The organism is Kribbella alba (assembly GCF_039529635.1).
GTDB lineage: Bacteria > Actinomycetota > Actinomycetes > Propionibacteriales > Kribbellaceae > Kribbella > Kribbella alba.
In genome coordinates this window covers 322,500-337,651 of sequence record NZ_BAAANE010000001.1, presented here as the reverse complement: position 1 = coordinate 337,651, position 15,152 = coordinate 322,500, and the positions used below count along the sequence as shown (strand labels likewise).

Sequence of the window (15,152 nt, the reverse complement as noted above, 5' to 3'; positions counted from 1 at the left end):
GCCGATGAGCAGTTCAGACCGACGCGAACGCCGCCTGGGCCGCGGGCACAGCCAGCTCCCGCTCCACCGACGACAGCCCGATCCGGGTCCGCCGATCCAGCAGATCGTCCTCCGTCATCGCCCCTTCATGGCGTACTGCGAACCGGAGCTCCGCGTGCGTCGTCGCCAGCCCCGGCGCGATCGGAGTCAGCAGCTCGGGCGAGACAGCGATCACCTCAGCCGCCTCCACGCCGTACCGCTCGACGAACCGCGCCGGAGCCCGCACAGCAGCAAGTCGCGCCTGGTCAGCCGCCCCTACCAGCGGGATCCGATGCGTCAAGCAGGGGCGACGCGTGACCCGATCAGCCTGGGCCAGCCCGGCGTCGAGCGCGTCCTGCGCCATCCGCCGATACGTCGTGAGCTTGCCGCCGACGATCGTGACGAGCCCGTCCGTCCCCGTGATGACCGCATGCCGCCGCGAGATGTCTGCGGTCTTGTCCTCACCCCGGTGATGCCCGGTGTCGAGCAGTGGCCGCAGCCCCGAATAGGTTCCGACCAGGTCAGCCCGGGTCAACGGAAATCGCACCGCCGTACTGATCGTGTTCAGCAGGAAGTCGATCTCGGCCTCGGTGGCGACCGGTACGTCGCTCACCGGTCCCGGCGCATCCTCGTCGGTCAGCCCGACATAGACCCGACCCTCAGGCGCAGGGATCGCCATCACCACGCGCCGCAGTTTCCCCGGCACCGGCACGGTGAGGATCGCCGACAGACCACCGAAGGCAGACTGCGGCAACACCAGATGCGTGCCACGGCTCGGCCGGAGTTTGATGCCAGAGGCAACTTGATCCGCCCAGACGCCGGTCGCGTTGATCACCAGCGACGCGTCGACGTCGATCCGCCGCCCGGAGAACTGGTCCACCACCACCGCGCCCCGACCGGTGACCTCCGAAGCCGCGCAGTGGGTCAGCACCCGAGCGCCGTACGACGCGGCGGTCCGGGCGATCGCGACGACCAGCCGCGCATCGTCGTACAGCTGCCCGTCCCAGGCCATGAAGCCGCCGCGCAGGCCCTGCAGGCGCAGGGTTGGCGCATACCGGAGGAGCTCGGTGGAGCTGACGCGGCGTGAGTGTGGCAGGTAGTCGGCGCTGGTGCGAGCAACACAACGGAGCACGTCGCCACCGAGGAAGGCTCCCCGCAGGCTCACCGCTTGAGCGAACCTTGCCTCTGGCAACCAAGGTGCGATCTGCGGCATCGGGTGGACGAGGTGCGGAGCGGTCGTCTTCATCAGGATGCCGCGCTCGACAGCACTCTCGTAGGCGATCCCGACATGCCCGGAGATGAGATACCGCAGTCCGCCATGGACGAGCTTGGAACTCCAGCGGCTGGTGCCGAAAGCCAGGTCGTGCTTCTCCACCAGGGCAACCGACAAACCGCGGGCTGCCGCGTCCAGCGCGACCCCGACGCCGGTGACGCCGCCGCCGATCACCAGCACGTCGACCTTGCCGTTCGTGTCCAGCCAGTCCAGGTCTCGCGTCCGGCGGGCCGCGTTCAGGCTGGCGTTGCCGACCGCCATCATGGCGTCAGGTACCTCGTGAGCATCACCCGCAGCTCCTCGTCGAGCCTCGCGTACTCCTTCGGCTCGGCCAGGACGGGACCCGAAACGGCCGAGGCCAGCGAGACCAGGATGATCTGCCGGGACAGCCAGTCGGGGTCACCCTCGCGGATCGAACCATCGTCCTGGCCGGCTCGGATCCCCGCCTCGACCAGGGCCAGGTGCGCCACCGTGCTGCTGCCGCGCCGCTCGAGCAGGTACGGCGTGAGGAACTCCGGGTCGAGCTCGATGATCTTGCGCATCAGCGGATGGGTCCGGGTCTTCGCGACCACCTCGACCACACCCTCGACCAGCCGCGACCGTCCATCCACCGCATCGGGCTGGAATGCCGACACGAGCGCGGTGGTCCACTCGCGGGTCATCAGCGCGGCCACGACCGCCTGCACGTTCGGCCACCGCCGGTACAGCGTCGCTCGCGAGACCTCCGCATGCCGGGCGATGTCGGCCATCGTCATCCGGCGCATCCCGATCGCGAGCAGCAACTCGTACGCCGCGTCCAGGATCCGCTCCTCGCCGATCGCGTTCGCGGGCGCGGGCCGGGTCGAGCCGGTGGATTCACTGTCGACTTCGCTGCTACGCTGAGACATCACGCGTCAGAGTGTATCAGCGACTTTGGCGTCCCGGAATGGTCTCGCGGGAGCCGGAATCAGGGGTTCTGCTCCCGCGAGACGCTACCGGAAAAGCGAGCGATGGGGAGCCTTGATGAAGCCGGAGATGACCGAGTCCGACCTTCCGGTGGTGCAACTCACGCCGGGTCGCTGGGGCGACCCTGCCCATCCGGTCGAGCTTCCCGCTGCGGCTGTCGAAGCACTCAAGCACCTTGGCGTACGACGGCCTGCCGCTGCTCAGGCTGATCCCACTGACCGTCCGGGCCTGACGGATACCACCTTCCTCGCCGAACTCCTCGGCAAGGAGCAGGTGAGGACCGACCTGGAGACGCGTTGGGGTCATACCCGCGGCTACTCGACGCCGGATCTCCTTCGGCACCGCGCGGGTGACACCTCGGACATGCCCGACGCTGTGGTCTACCCAGGCTCACACGACGACGTACAAGCTCTTCTGACTGCGTGCTCCGAGCGCCGCATCGCGGTGGTGCCTTATGCGGGTGGGACCTCGGTGGTGGGTGGTCTCGCGCCGGCCCGCAGGTTTGTCGCTGTCGACCTGCGGCGGCTCGATCGCCTGCAGAGCATCGACGAGATCTCCCGGACCGCGACGATCGACGCCGGCGTACGCGGTCCGGCCGCCGAGGCGTTGCTCGCGGAGCACGGATACACCCTCGGCCACTTCCCGCAGTCCTACGAGGGCGCGAGCATCGGTGGATATGCCGCGACCCGCTCGAGCGGTCAATCCTCAGCGGGGTACGGGCGGTTCGACCAGATGGTGGTCGGGCTGACCCTCGCGACACCGCGCGGCACGATCAAGCTGGGCCGTGCGCCGATGTCCGCGGCCGGGCCCGACCTGCGGCAGTTGGTGCTCGGATCGGAGGGCGCGCTCGGGATCATCACCTCGGTCGTCGTGCGGATCCGCCCGAGGCCGACGGAGAGGTCGTTCGAGGGCTGGCGGTTCGAGTCGTTCGACCAGGGGCTGGCGGCGATTCGCCGGCTCGCGCAGGACGGACCAGTTCCGACCGTGCTGCGGTTGTCCGACGAGGCCGAGACCGCGGTGAACCTTGCCGATCCGGAGGTGCTCGGCGGCAGCACAGGCGGCGTACTGGCGATCGTCGGTTTCGAAGGGCCGCGGCATCCGGGCGTTGCCGAGGTCCTGACCGCAGCGGGCGGGCAGCCGTTGGGCGAAGGACCGGGCGAGACCTGGCGGCAAGGGCGGTATCGCGCGCCCTACCTCAGGGATCCGCTGCTGGACGAAGGCGCGTTGGTGGAGACCCTTGAGACTGCCGGCTTCTGGTCGGCGTTGCCCGCGTTGAAGGCGGGGGTCACCGAGGCGCTCGTCAAAGAACTCTCGGAGCAAGGCACGCCGCCGCTCGTGCTCTGCCATCTGTCGCATGTCTACGAGACGGGCGCTTCGCTGTACTTCACTGTCATCTCGGCACAGACCGACGAGCCGGTCGCCCAATGGCGCAAGGCGAAAACGGCCGCCAGTGAGGCGATCGCCGAAGCGGGCGGAACGATCACTCATCACCACGGCGTCGGCACGGACCACCGCGACGCCTATGCCGCTGAGATCGGTCCCCTAGCGGTCGAGGCACTCCAAGCAGTCAAGCGCGTCCTCGACCCCCACAACATCCTCAACCCTGGCATCCTCATCCCGTGATCTGAGGATCAAAGCAGACCTGTATCCACAGTGGTATGCACAACTGTTGATAACTTGCGCTACGCAGTCGAACTATTGCGGAAAGTTAACAACTTCCTTAGGGTGTGGCGAATATTGCCCCTCCGGCCGGCGCCCCGATTGCCGGTCCTCCGCCCCGAGGAAGGTGCAGTTCATGGTTCTGCCCGCCCCCGCGCGCCCAGGCAGGCGACTAGCCGCCGCCCTGGTCGTCACCGTCGGGACGGCAGTCGCGAGTACCGGACTGTCCGCCGCCGCGGTCAACTCCCCCGCACTCCACCAAGCGCCCGCCGCGATCCAGGCCGCCGGTGCGTCCCTACCGTTCACAATTGTCGAAGCAGAGAGCGCTGCCACCAACGGCAGCAAGATCGGCCCGAGCTACACCCAGGGCAGCCTCGCCACCGAGGCCTCCAACCGGCAGGCCGTCACGCTGAGCGGCGGCCAGTACGTCGAGTTCACCGCGCCCGGCACCACCAACGCCATCAACGTCGCGTACTCCGTTCCGGATGGCCGCACCGGCACCCTGTCGGTCTACGTCAACGGGCAGAAGCTCTCGCAGTCCCTGGCGGTGACGGCGAAATACAGCTATGTCGACACCGGCTGGATCGCGGGATCACGCACGCACAAGCTCTACGACCACGCCCGGCTGCAACTCGGTCAGACCGTCAACGCGGGCGCGAAGATCAAGCTGCAGGTGGACGGCGAGAACACCGCCGGGCCGTACACGATCGACGACGTCGAGTTCGAGCAGGTCGCCGGCCCGGCTGGTCAGCCGGGTGGCTCGATCTCGATCACCGATCGCGGCGCGGACCCGAACGGCAACAACGACTCCACCGGCGCGATCCAGCAGGCGATCGACGCCGCCCGCGGTTCCGGCGGGGTGGTGTGGATCCCGGCTGGCCGCTTCCGGGTCGGCGGCACGATCAATCCCGACGGTGTGACCATCCGTGGCGCCGGGCGCTGGCACTCCACGCTGCTCAGCCAGCACCTGATCGACCGCCCGAACGGCGGCGGCAACGTGAAGCTCTACGACTTCGCGGTGATCGGCGAGGTGACCGAGCGGAACGACTCCTCGCCCGACAACTTCGTCAACGGCAGCCTCGGCCCGAACTCCGTCGTGTCCGGGCTCTGGCTGCAGCACCTCAAGGTCGGGCTCTGGCTGACCGGCAACAACGACAACCTGGTGGTCGAGAACAACCGGTTCTACGACATGACCGCGGACGGCCTGAACCTGAACGGCACCGCGTACAACGTGCAGGTGCGGAACAACTTCCTGCGCAACCAGGGCGACGACGCGCTGGCGATGTGGTCGCTGCACGCGGCGAACCGGAACAGCACCTTCGCCAACAACACGATCGTGCAGCCGAACCTGGCGAACGGCATCGCGATCTACGGCGGCACCGATCTGACCGTGCGGGACAACCTGATCTCCGACACCAACGCGCTCGGCGGCGGGATCGCGATCTCGAACCAGTCGTTCGGCTCGCCGTTCTACCCGCTCGCGGGCACGATCGACGTCTCCGGCAACACGCTGATCCGGACCGGCGCGATGAACCCGAACTGGGGTCAGAACCACCCGCACGGAGCGATCCGGGTGGACGCGTACGACACCCAGATCAACGCGGCCGTGCGGCTGACGAACAACCGGCTGGTGGCGAGCCCGTGGTCGGCGTACCAGTTCGTCGATGGCGGCGGAGCCGGTAGGCGCGTGCAGAACGTCACGGTGGACGGCGGTTCGATCGAAGGCGTCGGCACCTTCGCCTTCCAGGCAGAGACGGCCGGTGCCGCGTCTGTCAGCAATGTTGTCGCCAGCAACGTCGGACGGGCGGGCGTCTACAACTGCGCCTATCCCAGCGGCACCTTCTCGCTCAGCCGTGGCGCGGGCAACAGTGGTTGGGACTCCACCTGGAGCGGCTGCAACTGGGTGGAACCAGGCACCGGCAGCACCACACCCCCGGCCGGCAACCTCGCCGCAGGTCGGCCCGTAACCGCGACCAGTTCGGTCCAGACGTACGTCGCCGGCAACACCGTCGACGGCAACGCGAACAGCTACTGGGAGAGCGCGAGCAACTCCTGGCCTCAGTCGCTCACGGTCGACCTGGGAGGCAACCAGAACATCAAGCGCCTGGTGCTGAAGCTCCCGCCGAGTTCCGCCTGGGCAACCCGGACGCAGACCATCGAGGTGCTCGGCAGCACCACCGGCTCGTCGTACAACCAACTGGCGGGCGCTGCAGGCCGCGTCTTCAACCCAGGCTCAGGCAACGCCGCCACGATCACGCTGCCGTCGGCAGTGAACACGCGGTACGTGCGGCTGACCTTCACCGGCAACACTGGCTGGCCGGCGGGCCAGTTGTCGGAGTACGAGGTCTACAGCTCCTGACCCACTGACCGGAGCGGCCGGCCACTGCCCTGTCCGGCCGCTCCGCCCCGGGTCAGCTGTGCTTGAAAGCACGGTGTGGCTCGCGCCGCCCGCAATGTTCGGCAGCGGAGCCCGGGTGTCTTGTGGAAGTTCACCCAGCAATGCATCCGGAGATCTTGACCTCAAGTTCACTTCAAGTATGAGAGTGACGGGCATGACTCCCGATACTCTGACCCGTCCTGTTGCTCTCATCACCGGTGCATCGGCCGGTCTCGGCCTCGCGCTGGCGCATGGCCTGGCCGACCGTGGCTGGGCCCTGATCATCGACGCACGCGGCGCCGAGGCACTGAAGGATGCCGCCGACGCCCTGGCTGGCCGAACCGACGTGGTCCCGCTCGCGGGCGATGTCACCGATCCCGAACACCGGGCCGACCTGGTGGAAGCAGTGGGCGAGCTCGGCCGGCTCGACCTGCTGGTGAACAACGCGAGCTACCTCGGACCAAGTCCGCTGCAGCGGTTGACTGCCGCCGACCTGGACGAGCTCCGGCGCGTGTACGAGGTCGACGTGATCGCGCCGATCGCGTTGACCCAGGCTCTGATTCCGGAGCTTGCCACTGCGGCCGGCACGGTGCTCAACATCAGCTCCGATGCTGCAGTTGAGGCGTACGAGGGCTGGGGTGGGTATGGCTCGGCCAAGGCGGCTCTGGATCACGCGAGCGCTGTACTGGCTGCGGAGCACCCCGATTTGGCCGTCTACGCGGTGGACCCGGGCGACCTCCGTACTGCGATGCACCAGGCCGCCTTCCCAGGCGAGGACATCTCGGACCGCGCGGAACCAGCCAGCGTCGTACCGGCGTTCCTGCAGTTGCTGGACAGCCGGCCGGCAAGTGGTCGCTACCGGGCGGCGGAGTTCGCCCCGGCGGTGGCCTCGTGAGAGTTCATCCACAGACCAGATTCACCTTGCCCGACGAGCTGAACGCGGCCGAGCCGCCCGAGGCCCGGGGGTTGGCGAGGGACCAGGTGAAGCTGCTGGTCGCGGAGGGGTCGACCGTCACTCATACCCGCTTCGACCGACTCGGTGATCACCTACGTCCCGGCGATCTGTTGCTGGTGAACATGTCCGGCACGCTGGCGGCCGCAGTCGACGGCTCGCGGATCACGGGGTCCGGGGTCGCGCCAGTGGCGGTGCACTTCTCCACTTGGCTTGACGACGGCACCTGGGTGGTCGAGCTGCGGAACGGCGGTTTACCTCTGTTCGGCGCGGCTTCGGGCGATCAGGTGCAGCTACCTGAAGGTGTGCTCACGCTGCTGTCGCCGTACCTTCCAGAGCAGAGCAGGTTGTGGCGAGCGCGGCCACCAGTGGCGGATGTAGTCGGGTATCTGCGGAGGCATGGATGGCCTATCACCTACAAGTACGTCGGGCAGCGGTGGCCGTTGGCGCTCTACCAGACCGTGTTCGCGCGAGAGCCCGGCAGTGCGGAGATGCCGAGTGCGGGGAGGCCCTTCAGCTTCGAGCTGGTGAGTCAGCTCGCTGCGGCCGGCGTGCTGTTCGCGCCGATCCTCCTGCACTGTGGTGTGTCCTCGCAGGAGAGCCACGAACCACCTCTGCCCGAGCGGTACGACGTATCGGAACACACAGCGCGCCTGGTGAACTGGGTGAGGGCGAACGGCGGTCGCGTGATCGCTGTCGGAACCACCGCAGTACGGGCGATCGAATCAGCTGCTGCGCTGGACGGTTCGGTTGCCGCTGGTGGTGGTTGGACCGAGTTGGTGCTCGGTCCGGATCGCCCGGCGCGAGTTGTGGACGGCCTCATCACCGGCATGCACGCGCCCGAGGCATCACACCTTCTGCTGCTCGAATCCGTGGTGGGTGGCGAGGTCGTGCAGCATGCATACGACGCAGCCCTCGAGCGGCGCTATCTCTGGCACGAGTTCGGCGACACCGCCCTGATGCTCCGGAGCTGAGCTACTCCCCGGAGTCTGTCCGGGGAGTAGCTCCAGCATCACGCCTGCCAGCTCCGTGCTATTCAGCCGGTTCGTCGGCGCCAGACACCTGTTCGCCCGGCCTTTCCACTGCCCCGACCGCGGCGAGGTCCGCAGACGGCCCGGCCGCCACCACACCCCCCGGCTCGACCGGAAGCGCGATCTCGCCCTGGACCACCAGTGCACCCTCATTGCCCGGGCGGGCTCGCTTGTCCACGGCCCGGGGACTCATCGCGCCCACCACCGCTGCAATCGCCACCCGAAAACCGCCTGTGGATGAACGGTGACGGCCGCGCCGAAAAAAAGACTTCTCTCCATCACGAATGTCCTTACCTGCAAAGGTCCCCCGTTGGGACGCCACCCGGTTAGACGAGCGACCGGTACCCAACGTCATGCCCGACCCCGGACCGACGCAAGATTGTGGCCTAGGCCCGAATTGATTTGCTTTTCAACAGCCCTTGTATCGCAGACCGGGCACGGTCGGGCGGGGCTTCGGGTCAGCTATTGCTGCTCGCCGGAGATCCAGTTCCAGGTGGCCGGCAGTGCCTCGTCGAGCGGCGGCAGTTCGGGGTGCCACTTCAGCTCCCACTCGAGCGAGAGCCAGTAGTTCCTGCCTTGCAAGGCCTGCCGGAGTTGCTGGACGGGGTAGTCGCCGGCGCCGATCGCGACCGGCCTGTAGTCCCGGGCGGAGTCGGTGTCCTTGATCTGGACGAAGTCGAGCCAGGGTTCGAGCAGTTCGAGCGACTCGGCCGGGGTCTCGCCGTGGCTCCAGGTGTGCGCGCTGTCCCAGATCACCTTGGCGTTGTGATCGGGCACTTCGGCGTCCAGCAACCTGCAGAAGGCGGCCATCCTGCTGGCCGCGGAGTGCGAGTCGTGGGTCTCCAGGAGCACGTGCACGTCATTGGGTGCGGCCAGGACCCGGTCCATCGCGCGGAGCTCCCCTGGCGTGGGGGATACCGCAGTCCCTGAATCATCGTCACGCAGGAAGACTCGGACCCCACGCGCGCCCAGCTCCGCGGCGAGTTCCAGGTGCTGGTCGAGGGGTTGTTCCTCGACGCCGCAGAGGTGGACGTAGCTGTTGACCGCGAGGATCTCCAGCCCTGCATCGGTGATCCGGGCCTTGAGTTCGCGTCGCTCGGCGGCGGACAGACCGACGTGAGTGAACTCGTCGTTCGCGGCTCGAAGCTCGAGGCCCTTGATGTTGTTGCTCCGGGCAAGCTTCAGCACGGTGTCGAGCGAAGCGCCGGAACAGCCGAGAGTGGAGAAGGCGAGGTTGGTCATCGGTGCTCAGACTAGGCAGATCCCAGCTATCGCTGCAAGCGCTTGCCACCCGTCGTGGACGTTCGGCGCCCGTCCGCCCGGAACGTTGAAAGGCCTGACCCCGGGGGGAGGGGTCAGGCCTTCTGGAGGGTGCCGGCGGGGCTGGAGGGAGGGGGTCAGACCCAGCGCCGGCGGGGGTGGGTGCGGGGAGCCGTCGTCTCCGAGTCGTCCTTGGCGTTCTCAGGAGTTTCGGCCGGCTGCTGCTCGTACGAGTACGGCGACTGATACTCGGTGGACGGCTGGTCCGACGAGTAGTTGCTGCTGTAGTCCGTGGTCGAGTAGTTGCTGCTGTACGACTCGGGGGTGTAGTTCGGGCTGTACGCGGTGTCGTAGCTCTCGGTGCCGTAGTCCGTGCTCTGGTAAGAGCTCGGCGAGTAGGACGTCGAGTCGTAGGACGAGCTGTACGTGTCGTAGCTGGGCTCGGACGAGGTGAACGACTCGTACGAGCTGTAGTTGGTCTCGGGGTTGTACGTCGACTCCTGCGAGGAGCGCTGGTACGACGAGTCCGAGTAGTCCGAGGTGTACGACGTCGTCTCGTACGTCGGGGACACCGCCGGAGCGTCATACGCGGCGTACGTCGGATCCGGTGCGTAGGTGGGCTCCGAGGAGTTGTACGACGGCTCCGGCCCGTACGACGGGACCGGCGGCAGCGGCTTCGACGGAGTCAGGAAGTCGTCCTGCTCGGGGAGCGCCGGCGCCTGCTCGTAGTACGAGGAGGGGACCGCGGACTGGACGATCGTGGAGGGGCTGTCCACCGCGACCCGAGCGGCCCGGCGACCGGCGCGCGCAACAACCGGCTCGGGCTCGGGTGCGGACTCAACCGGTTCCGACGACGTCAGGTAGTCCGACGAGCCCTGGTACGAGTAGGGCTCCGAGTAGGAGCTCGCCCACGACGGCTCGGCCGGCTCGTACGAGGACGGCGTGTACGACTCCGTCTGCACCAGCGAGAGCGAGGCCGGCGCGACGGTCTCGGCCTGCCAGCTGTCCAGCGGAGCCGAGAGCAGGTCGTCGTTCGAAGGGGTCGTGTACGGGTTCGCCGGGGTGGACCAGGTCAGGCTCTCCGGCGCGGAAGCCGACTGCTGGTAGCTGGTCTCTTCGGCAGCGCCGGTGTCCTCCCGCCAGGACTCCACCGGGCTGAACTGCTGGGTCGCCGGGCCGTTGTCCTGCCAGGTCTCGACGACGGCGGCGAACGGGCTCCACTGCGGCGGGGCCTCCTCGGCGCCACCGCCGGCGAGCTGCAGCTGCGGCTCGGGCTGACGCTCCAGTCGCAGCGCGGGAGCGATCGCGATCGGCTCGGCGATCGCCTGCTGCTCGGAGGTGTCGTCGTCCGCGGAGCTCGGGCCTGCGGTGAGCGCGGCGTAGGTCGGCACCGCGGTCAGCTTCGGCGCGCGCTGGTCCCACCACGGCACCCACTCGCGGCTGGTCTGCATCGCGGTGATCTTGCGGATCACCATGGTGGCGGCAACCGCGGAGACGGCGGTCAGCACCAGTGATGCCGTGCCGGCCAACGCGATCCCGCGCAGCGACCCCACGGTCGCCTCCATCCACATCAGGAACCGGCGGATCACCACGTCGAACGCGAGAGCGCCGACCCAGGTGCACCACCACACCTTGGTGAGGAGGGGCTTCCCGAGCCGGCGCAGGTCGTCGGCGTACACAGGCGTCTTCGGATCGCTGGCCAGCCAGACGTCGTCCACGATCTGCTTGGGGTACCAGAGATTGGGTCCGGGGCAGAACCAGCTGGCCAGCACCCAGCCGTGGCCGTGGCGATGGTCGGCCTGGCAGAAGACCTCGGAGTTGACCCGGGCCCGCCACAGCCAGATCACGAAGACCACGGCGGCGGTGACGGAGATGATGACGTTCGGAATCGCGGTGATCTTGGCGATCGCGTCGGCGCGGTTCAGGTCCGCGTCGTCGACGTTGAGCCCGCCACCCAGGTACTGGTGGACGACGCCGTAGGTGTTCCAGTCGGACCAGGTGGACAGCAGGTGCGTCACGGTCGAGGCGCCGAGCAGCCCGATCGCGATCCGGCCGACGAGGCCGACCTCCTGGAACTCCTCGGCCGAGTGCGGCTGCCATTCCTCCTGCTCTTCGGCAGGCGAAAACAGCGGTGCTGGTTGCGGGTGGCTCACGTCGTGCGTCCCTCGCGTTGCTGGAACTCCGTCTGTTCGGCGTTTCGGTCGAATCCTGCCCCCGCGTGACCGAGCCACATTGATACCACGAAGTAAGTACCCGTGTGGAGTCAGTCCCAGCACGGAGGGTATCGACTTAACGAGTTCTTTTCGTACGCCCATCACCACTTGTAACGACGGACCGAACGGTCCGTGACGGTTCGCTTTACAGAGCAGGCGGTTTGAACGGCGGCCGAGCCTGATCCGAGGCCCACCAAGGAGTCCACGGCCGCTGCATCTGCAGGTCATTGACCCGCTGGATCAGCAGCACCGCGAGCACGGCGGCTGCCGTCATGCTGACGGCCGAGATGCTGGACAGCGCCGCGTTGGTGCGCAGCTCGGCGAGCTGCGGGGCACCGTCCAGCGCACTTCGCTGCGCCACGTTGTCGAGCACCAGCCCGACCACCCAGGTGATCCACCAGGCCCAGACCAGCGGCGTGCCGGGGATGGTTCGCAGGTTGACCGTCTGCGGCGGCGTGCGGGGGTCGCTGGCCGCGACTATGTCGTCGACCACCCACTTGGGGTACCAGAGGTTCACCACTGGCACGATCCAGCTGCCGAGCACCCAGCCCCGGGTGAACCTGTGCTCGCCGCGGCAGAACATCTCCGCGTTCCACCGGACCCGCCAGAGCCAGACGACGAACACCGCCGCGGCCGCGAACAGCGCGAGCGCGGCGATGATCCCGAACGACCCCGAGATGAGATCGGCCTGGTCGAGCTTGTCCTGGTCGTCGCGGTAGGCCCGGACCACTTCGTAGGAGTACCAGTCGGACCAGGCGGTGGCCCAACTCGTGACCGTGACCGCGCCGATCAGGATCGACGCGCCGAGGCCCATCGCCTGCTCGGAGGTGAACCACCGGTCCAGCGGTGGCTGCGGAGGCCGGCTCGGCATCCGATGGGACCCGCCCAGCCGCTTGGCTTGCTCCGCGTTGGCTTGCTCCCCGTTCGCCTGCTCCCCGTACGCCGGTACGCCGTACGCGTTCGGCTCGTACGCCGAAGGACCGGTCACGTGCACCCCGCGTTCGCCGGGCCCGGTGCCAGGGATGAGCGACCGGGCGGAATCCGCCGCCGTTGTGAGGCGGACGCATCACAAATAGCACAACCCGATGTGATCGAGCGAGGACATTGAGTGCGGGTGAAAAGTGTCGGTGCCGGGGCGGAGGATGGACCCATGCGCTGGTCCGTGATCGATTCGCCCATCGGTGACCTGTCCTTGGCTGTGGACGAGGAGGGTCTGTGCTGCGTGCGGTTCGGGGCGGTCGACGTCGAGCCGGAGCTCGAGCGCGACCGCTTGCTGGTCGAGGCGCAAGAACAACTCAAGGCGTACTTCGCCGGCGAGCTGACGGAGTTCACCGTGCCACTGTCGGTACCCGGCGGATCCGAGTTCGAACACGCGGTCTGGGGCCGGCTGCGCCAGATCCCCTATGGCGAGATGCACACCTACGGCGAGGTGGCGAAGGCGGTCGGCGATGCAGGCGCGGCCCGCGCGGTCGGGGTGGCGTGCAACCGCAACCCGATCCCGGTGATCGTGCCCTGCCATCGGGTGGTCGGAGCCGGCGGCAAGATGGTCGGCTTCGGCGGCGGCATCCCTCGCAAACGCCACTTGCTCGAGCTCGAGGCCCGCGTCAGCTTCGAAACCCTCTGGTCCTGACCGACAAACCGCCGGACGCGATCGTCAACTGTCTGACCAGCAACCTCCTGACCGGCAACCTCCTGACCAGCGACCTCCTGACCAGCGACCTTTTGACCGGCGACCTCCTGCCCAGCGACCTTTTGACCGGCAACTGCCTGCCAAGGCAGTACTTGACCGGCGAGGGCGGTGGCCGGAAAGGGCCATCCAAGCGCTAATGTCGCGGTGAGCGATCAGGCTGACACGATTTCCGCACCCGTCGGTCTGATCCGGTCCAGCACAGCATCACCACCCCCCAGCACGCCCGAGACCACCCGCATCCCCGAAACCAGCAGCCGCCCTCCTCGATCAGCGCCGCCAGCTTCCAAGGGTTCGTCTCCGAAACCCGGGCCAGGTGGTCCGGCAACAGCGGTCCGTCCGCCGCTGCCGTAGCAGCGCTGAGTACCCATCGCCCTGACCCCTGCCTGCCCCCGGAGACCAACGAGATGAGCCGAACGCCGTCCAGCCCCTCGCCCAGCCCTGACCTGAGCGAGCTGATGGACAAGAGTGCCGAAGAGTGGTCCGCGCCCGAGATCCAGGACACCGCCCGGTCGGCGTTGCGGGTGCATGCGCCCGACCGCGAGCCCCTGACCTGGATCAAGCGCTTCGGGGTGGTGCCCTGGTTGCATCGCAACGATGCCGTCTGCCGCGAGTGTGGCGGAACCTATCCCTGCATCACCCATCGCTACGCGACCCAGCTGCTGTCCGCCGGCCGCATCACGACCACCCGCGCCCCGGCCGACGAAGACCAGGGCCTCGGTCCCAGCTGACCGCTGGGACCGAGTGCGGCAGCTATGACGAAGGCCGCGATCCCTGGAGGGGATCGCGGCCTTCGCCGTTGCGGTGTTCGGGCCGGTTCAGTTGGACCGGCTCACGAGTCGGTCGGCTTCGACGGGGTCGAGCGGCGCTGGCCGCCGGTCGCCTTCTTGGCGGCGCCGTTCGACGTCGTCCTCGCCTCGTCAGTCGTGGCCCCGGGACCGTCGGCAGGCTGGCCGTCGGCGGCCTTGGCGTCCGCGTCGTCGGTCTTCCCGTTGGAAGTCGACGTGTCCGTCTTGGTGTCGGGCTTCGCGGCCGTCGTCGCGGAATCGGCCGGTTTGTCGGCGGCGGGGCGCGACGTAGTACCGGCTGGGGCCGAGCTGTAGTCGCGGCCGCTGGTCGGGGTCGACTGCCAGGCCGGCTCCGGCGGGGTGAGCAGCTTCTTCACGGCCGCGGCGGCGAGTGCGCCGAAGCCGAGGAACAGCACGACCTTGCGGAGCTTGTGGCTCTTCTTCGGTGCGTCGATCTCGCCCTTCAGCGCGGCCTTGGTGGCCCTGCCCCGGCGGCTGGTCTCCTCGACGACCGGTTCGGCGGCCGCCGCGAGCGTGGCCAGTGCGGCGGTCACCTTCGGCAGCAGGTCGTCGTTCAGCCGCTCACGCGCCTTCTCGGCGGCGTGCTCGGTCGCGGGACCGACCTTGCTCAGCGCTTCGTCGAGCACCGGTCCGGCCTTCCCGACCGCGGCGCTCGCGATGGTCGCGCCGCGTTCGACGGCCTTCTCGGCGTACGGCGACACCTTCTCCCGTGCGGTGCCCACTGCCGGTGCGAGGCGGTCCCGCACCTGACCGGCGACCGGACCGACCTTCTGCGATGCCGACTCGGCGAGTGGCCGGACCCGATCCTTCGCGGTCTCGACCCGGCCCTTGGACTTCAACAAACCCACGGTTCCTCCTCGGTGGTCGTCCGCGTCGGTACGACCACTCTGCTGGCCCATCGGCGGTATGGACGACCTGGTACGGCTCT

Annotated in this window: 13 protein-coding genes; 6 read left to right on the top strand and 7 right to left on the bottom strand. The window is 68.2% G+C overall.

Going from position 1 to position 15,152, the window contains the following annotated elements:
• Window positions 1–13: 13 nt before the first annotated feature.
• Together ABD210_RS01650 and ABD210_RS01645 are read right to left on the bottom strand one after the other, a co-directional pair.
• Window positions 14–1,555 carry a glycerol-3-phosphate dehydrogenase/oxidase gene (locus ABD210_RS01650; RefSeq protein WP_344107805.1) on the bottom strand — a complete coding sequence of 514 codons (1,542 nt, stop codon included), beginning with the start codon at window positions 1,553–1,555 and terminating at the stop codon, window positions 14–16.
• Window positions 1,552–2,178 (bottom strand): TetR/AcrR family transcriptional regulator, encoded by a 627-nt coding sequence (locus tag ABD210_RS01645; protein ID WP_344107803.1) that lies wholly within the window; start codon window positions 2,176–2,178, stop codon window positions 1,552–1,554. The genes ABD210_RS01650 and ABD210_RS01645 overlap by 4 nt, the downstream gene beginning before the upstream one ends.
• Window positions 2,179–2,293: 115 nt before the next feature.
• Between ABD210_RS01645 and ABD210_RS01640 the strand changes: the two genes are divergently transcribed.
• The 4 genes from ABD210_RS01640 to ABD210_RS01625 all read left to right on the top strand — a co-directional run bounded on the left by ABD210_RS01640 (window position 2,294) and on the right by ABD210_RS01625 (window position 8,198).
• Window positions 2,294–3,859 carry an FAD-binding oxidoreductase gene (locus ABD210_RS01640; RefSeq protein WP_344107801.1) on the top strand — a complete coding sequence of 522 codons (1,566 nt, stop codon included), beginning with the start codon at window positions 2,294–2,296 and terminating at the stop codon, window positions 3,857–3,859.
• Window positions 3,860–4,031: 172 nt separating this feature from the next.
• Window positions 4,032–6,254, top strand: coding sequence for a discoidin domain-containing protein (locus ABD210_RS01635; protein ID WP_344107799.1), 2,223 nt, complete (start codon window positions 4,032–4,034; stop codon window positions 6,252–6,254).
• 193 nt (window positions 6,255–6,447) lie between these two features.
• Window positions 6,448–7,167: an SDR family NAD(P)-dependent oxidoreductase gene (locus ABD210_RS01630; protein ID WP_344107797.1), complete on the top strand. Its 720-nt coding sequence runs from the start codon at window positions 6,448–6,450 to the stop codon at window positions 7,165–7,167.
• Window positions 7,164–8,198 carry an S-adenosylmethionine:tRNA ribosyltransferase-isomerase gene (locus ABD210_RS01625; RefSeq protein WP_344107795.1) on the top strand — a complete coding sequence of 345 codons (1,035 nt, stop codon included), beginning with the start codon at window positions 7,164–7,166 and terminating at the stop codon, window positions 8,196–8,198. The genes ABD210_RS01630 and ABD210_RS01625 overlap by 4 nt, the downstream gene beginning before the upstream one ends.
• A 58-nt stretch (window positions 8,199–8,256) precedes the next feature.
• Here ABD210_RS01625 and ABD210_RS01620 read toward each other — a convergent pair whose 3' ends face one another.
• The 4 genes from ABD210_RS01620 to ABD210_RS01605 all read right to left on the bottom strand — a co-directional run bounded on the left by ABD210_RS01620 (window position 8,257) and on the right by ABD210_RS01605 (window position 12,716).
• Window positions 8,257–8,475: a hypothetical protein gene (locus ABD210_RS01620; RefSeq protein WP_344107793.1), complete on the bottom strand. Its 219-nt coding sequence runs from the start codon at window positions 8,473–8,475 to the stop codon at window positions 8,257–8,259.
• A 242-nt stretch (window positions 8,476–8,717) separates the two neighbouring features.
• Complete coding sequence (locus ABD210_RS01615) at window positions 8,718–9,497, bottom strand: sugar phosphate isomerase/epimerase family protein (RefSeq protein WP_344107791.1); 780 nt, start codon at window positions 9,495–9,497, stop codon at window positions 8,718–8,720.
• A 155-nt stretch (window positions 9,498–9,652) separates the two neighbouring features.
• Window positions 9,653–11,668, bottom strand: coding sequence for a DUF4328 domain-containing protein (locus ABD210_RS01610; RefSeq protein WP_344107789.1), 2,016 nt, complete (start codon window positions 11,666–11,668; stop codon window positions 9,653–9,655).
• Between the two features lie 205 nt (window positions 11,669–11,873).
• Window positions 11,874–12,716 (bottom strand): DUF4328 domain-containing protein, encoded by an 843-nt coding sequence (locus ABD210_RS01605; RefSeq protein ID WP_344107787.1) that lies wholly within the window; start codon window positions 12,714–12,716, stop codon window positions 11,874–11,876.
• A gap of 162 nt (window positions 12,717–12,878) precedes the next feature.
• Here ABD210_RS01605 and ABD210_RS01600 point away from each other — a divergent pair, with 162 nt between their 5' ends.
• Window positions 12,879–13,358 (top strand): methylated-DNA--[protein]-cysteine S-methyltransferase, encoded by a 480-nt coding sequence (locus ABD210_RS01600; protein ID WP_344107784.1) that lies wholly within the window; start codon window positions 12,879–12,881, stop codon window positions 13,356–13,358.
• A gap of 464 nt (window positions 13,359–13,822) precedes the next feature.
• Window positions 13,823–14,146, top strand: a complete 324-nt coding sequence (locus ABD210_RS01595; protein WP_344107782.1) for a hypothetical protein — start codon at window positions 13,823–13,825, stop codon at window positions 14,144–14,146.
• A gap of 101 nt (window positions 14,147–14,247) precedes the next feature.
• On the opposite strand, the gene ABD210_RS01590 is transcribed toward ABD210_RS01595, so the two are convergent.
• On the bottom strand, window positions 14,248–15,072 hold the full coding sequence (locus ABD210_RS01590) for a DUF5324 family protein (RefSeq protein WP_344107779.1): 825 nt from the start codon (window positions 15,070–15,072) through the stop codon (window positions 14,248–14,250).
• Window positions 15,073–15,152: the final 80 nt, after the last annotated feature.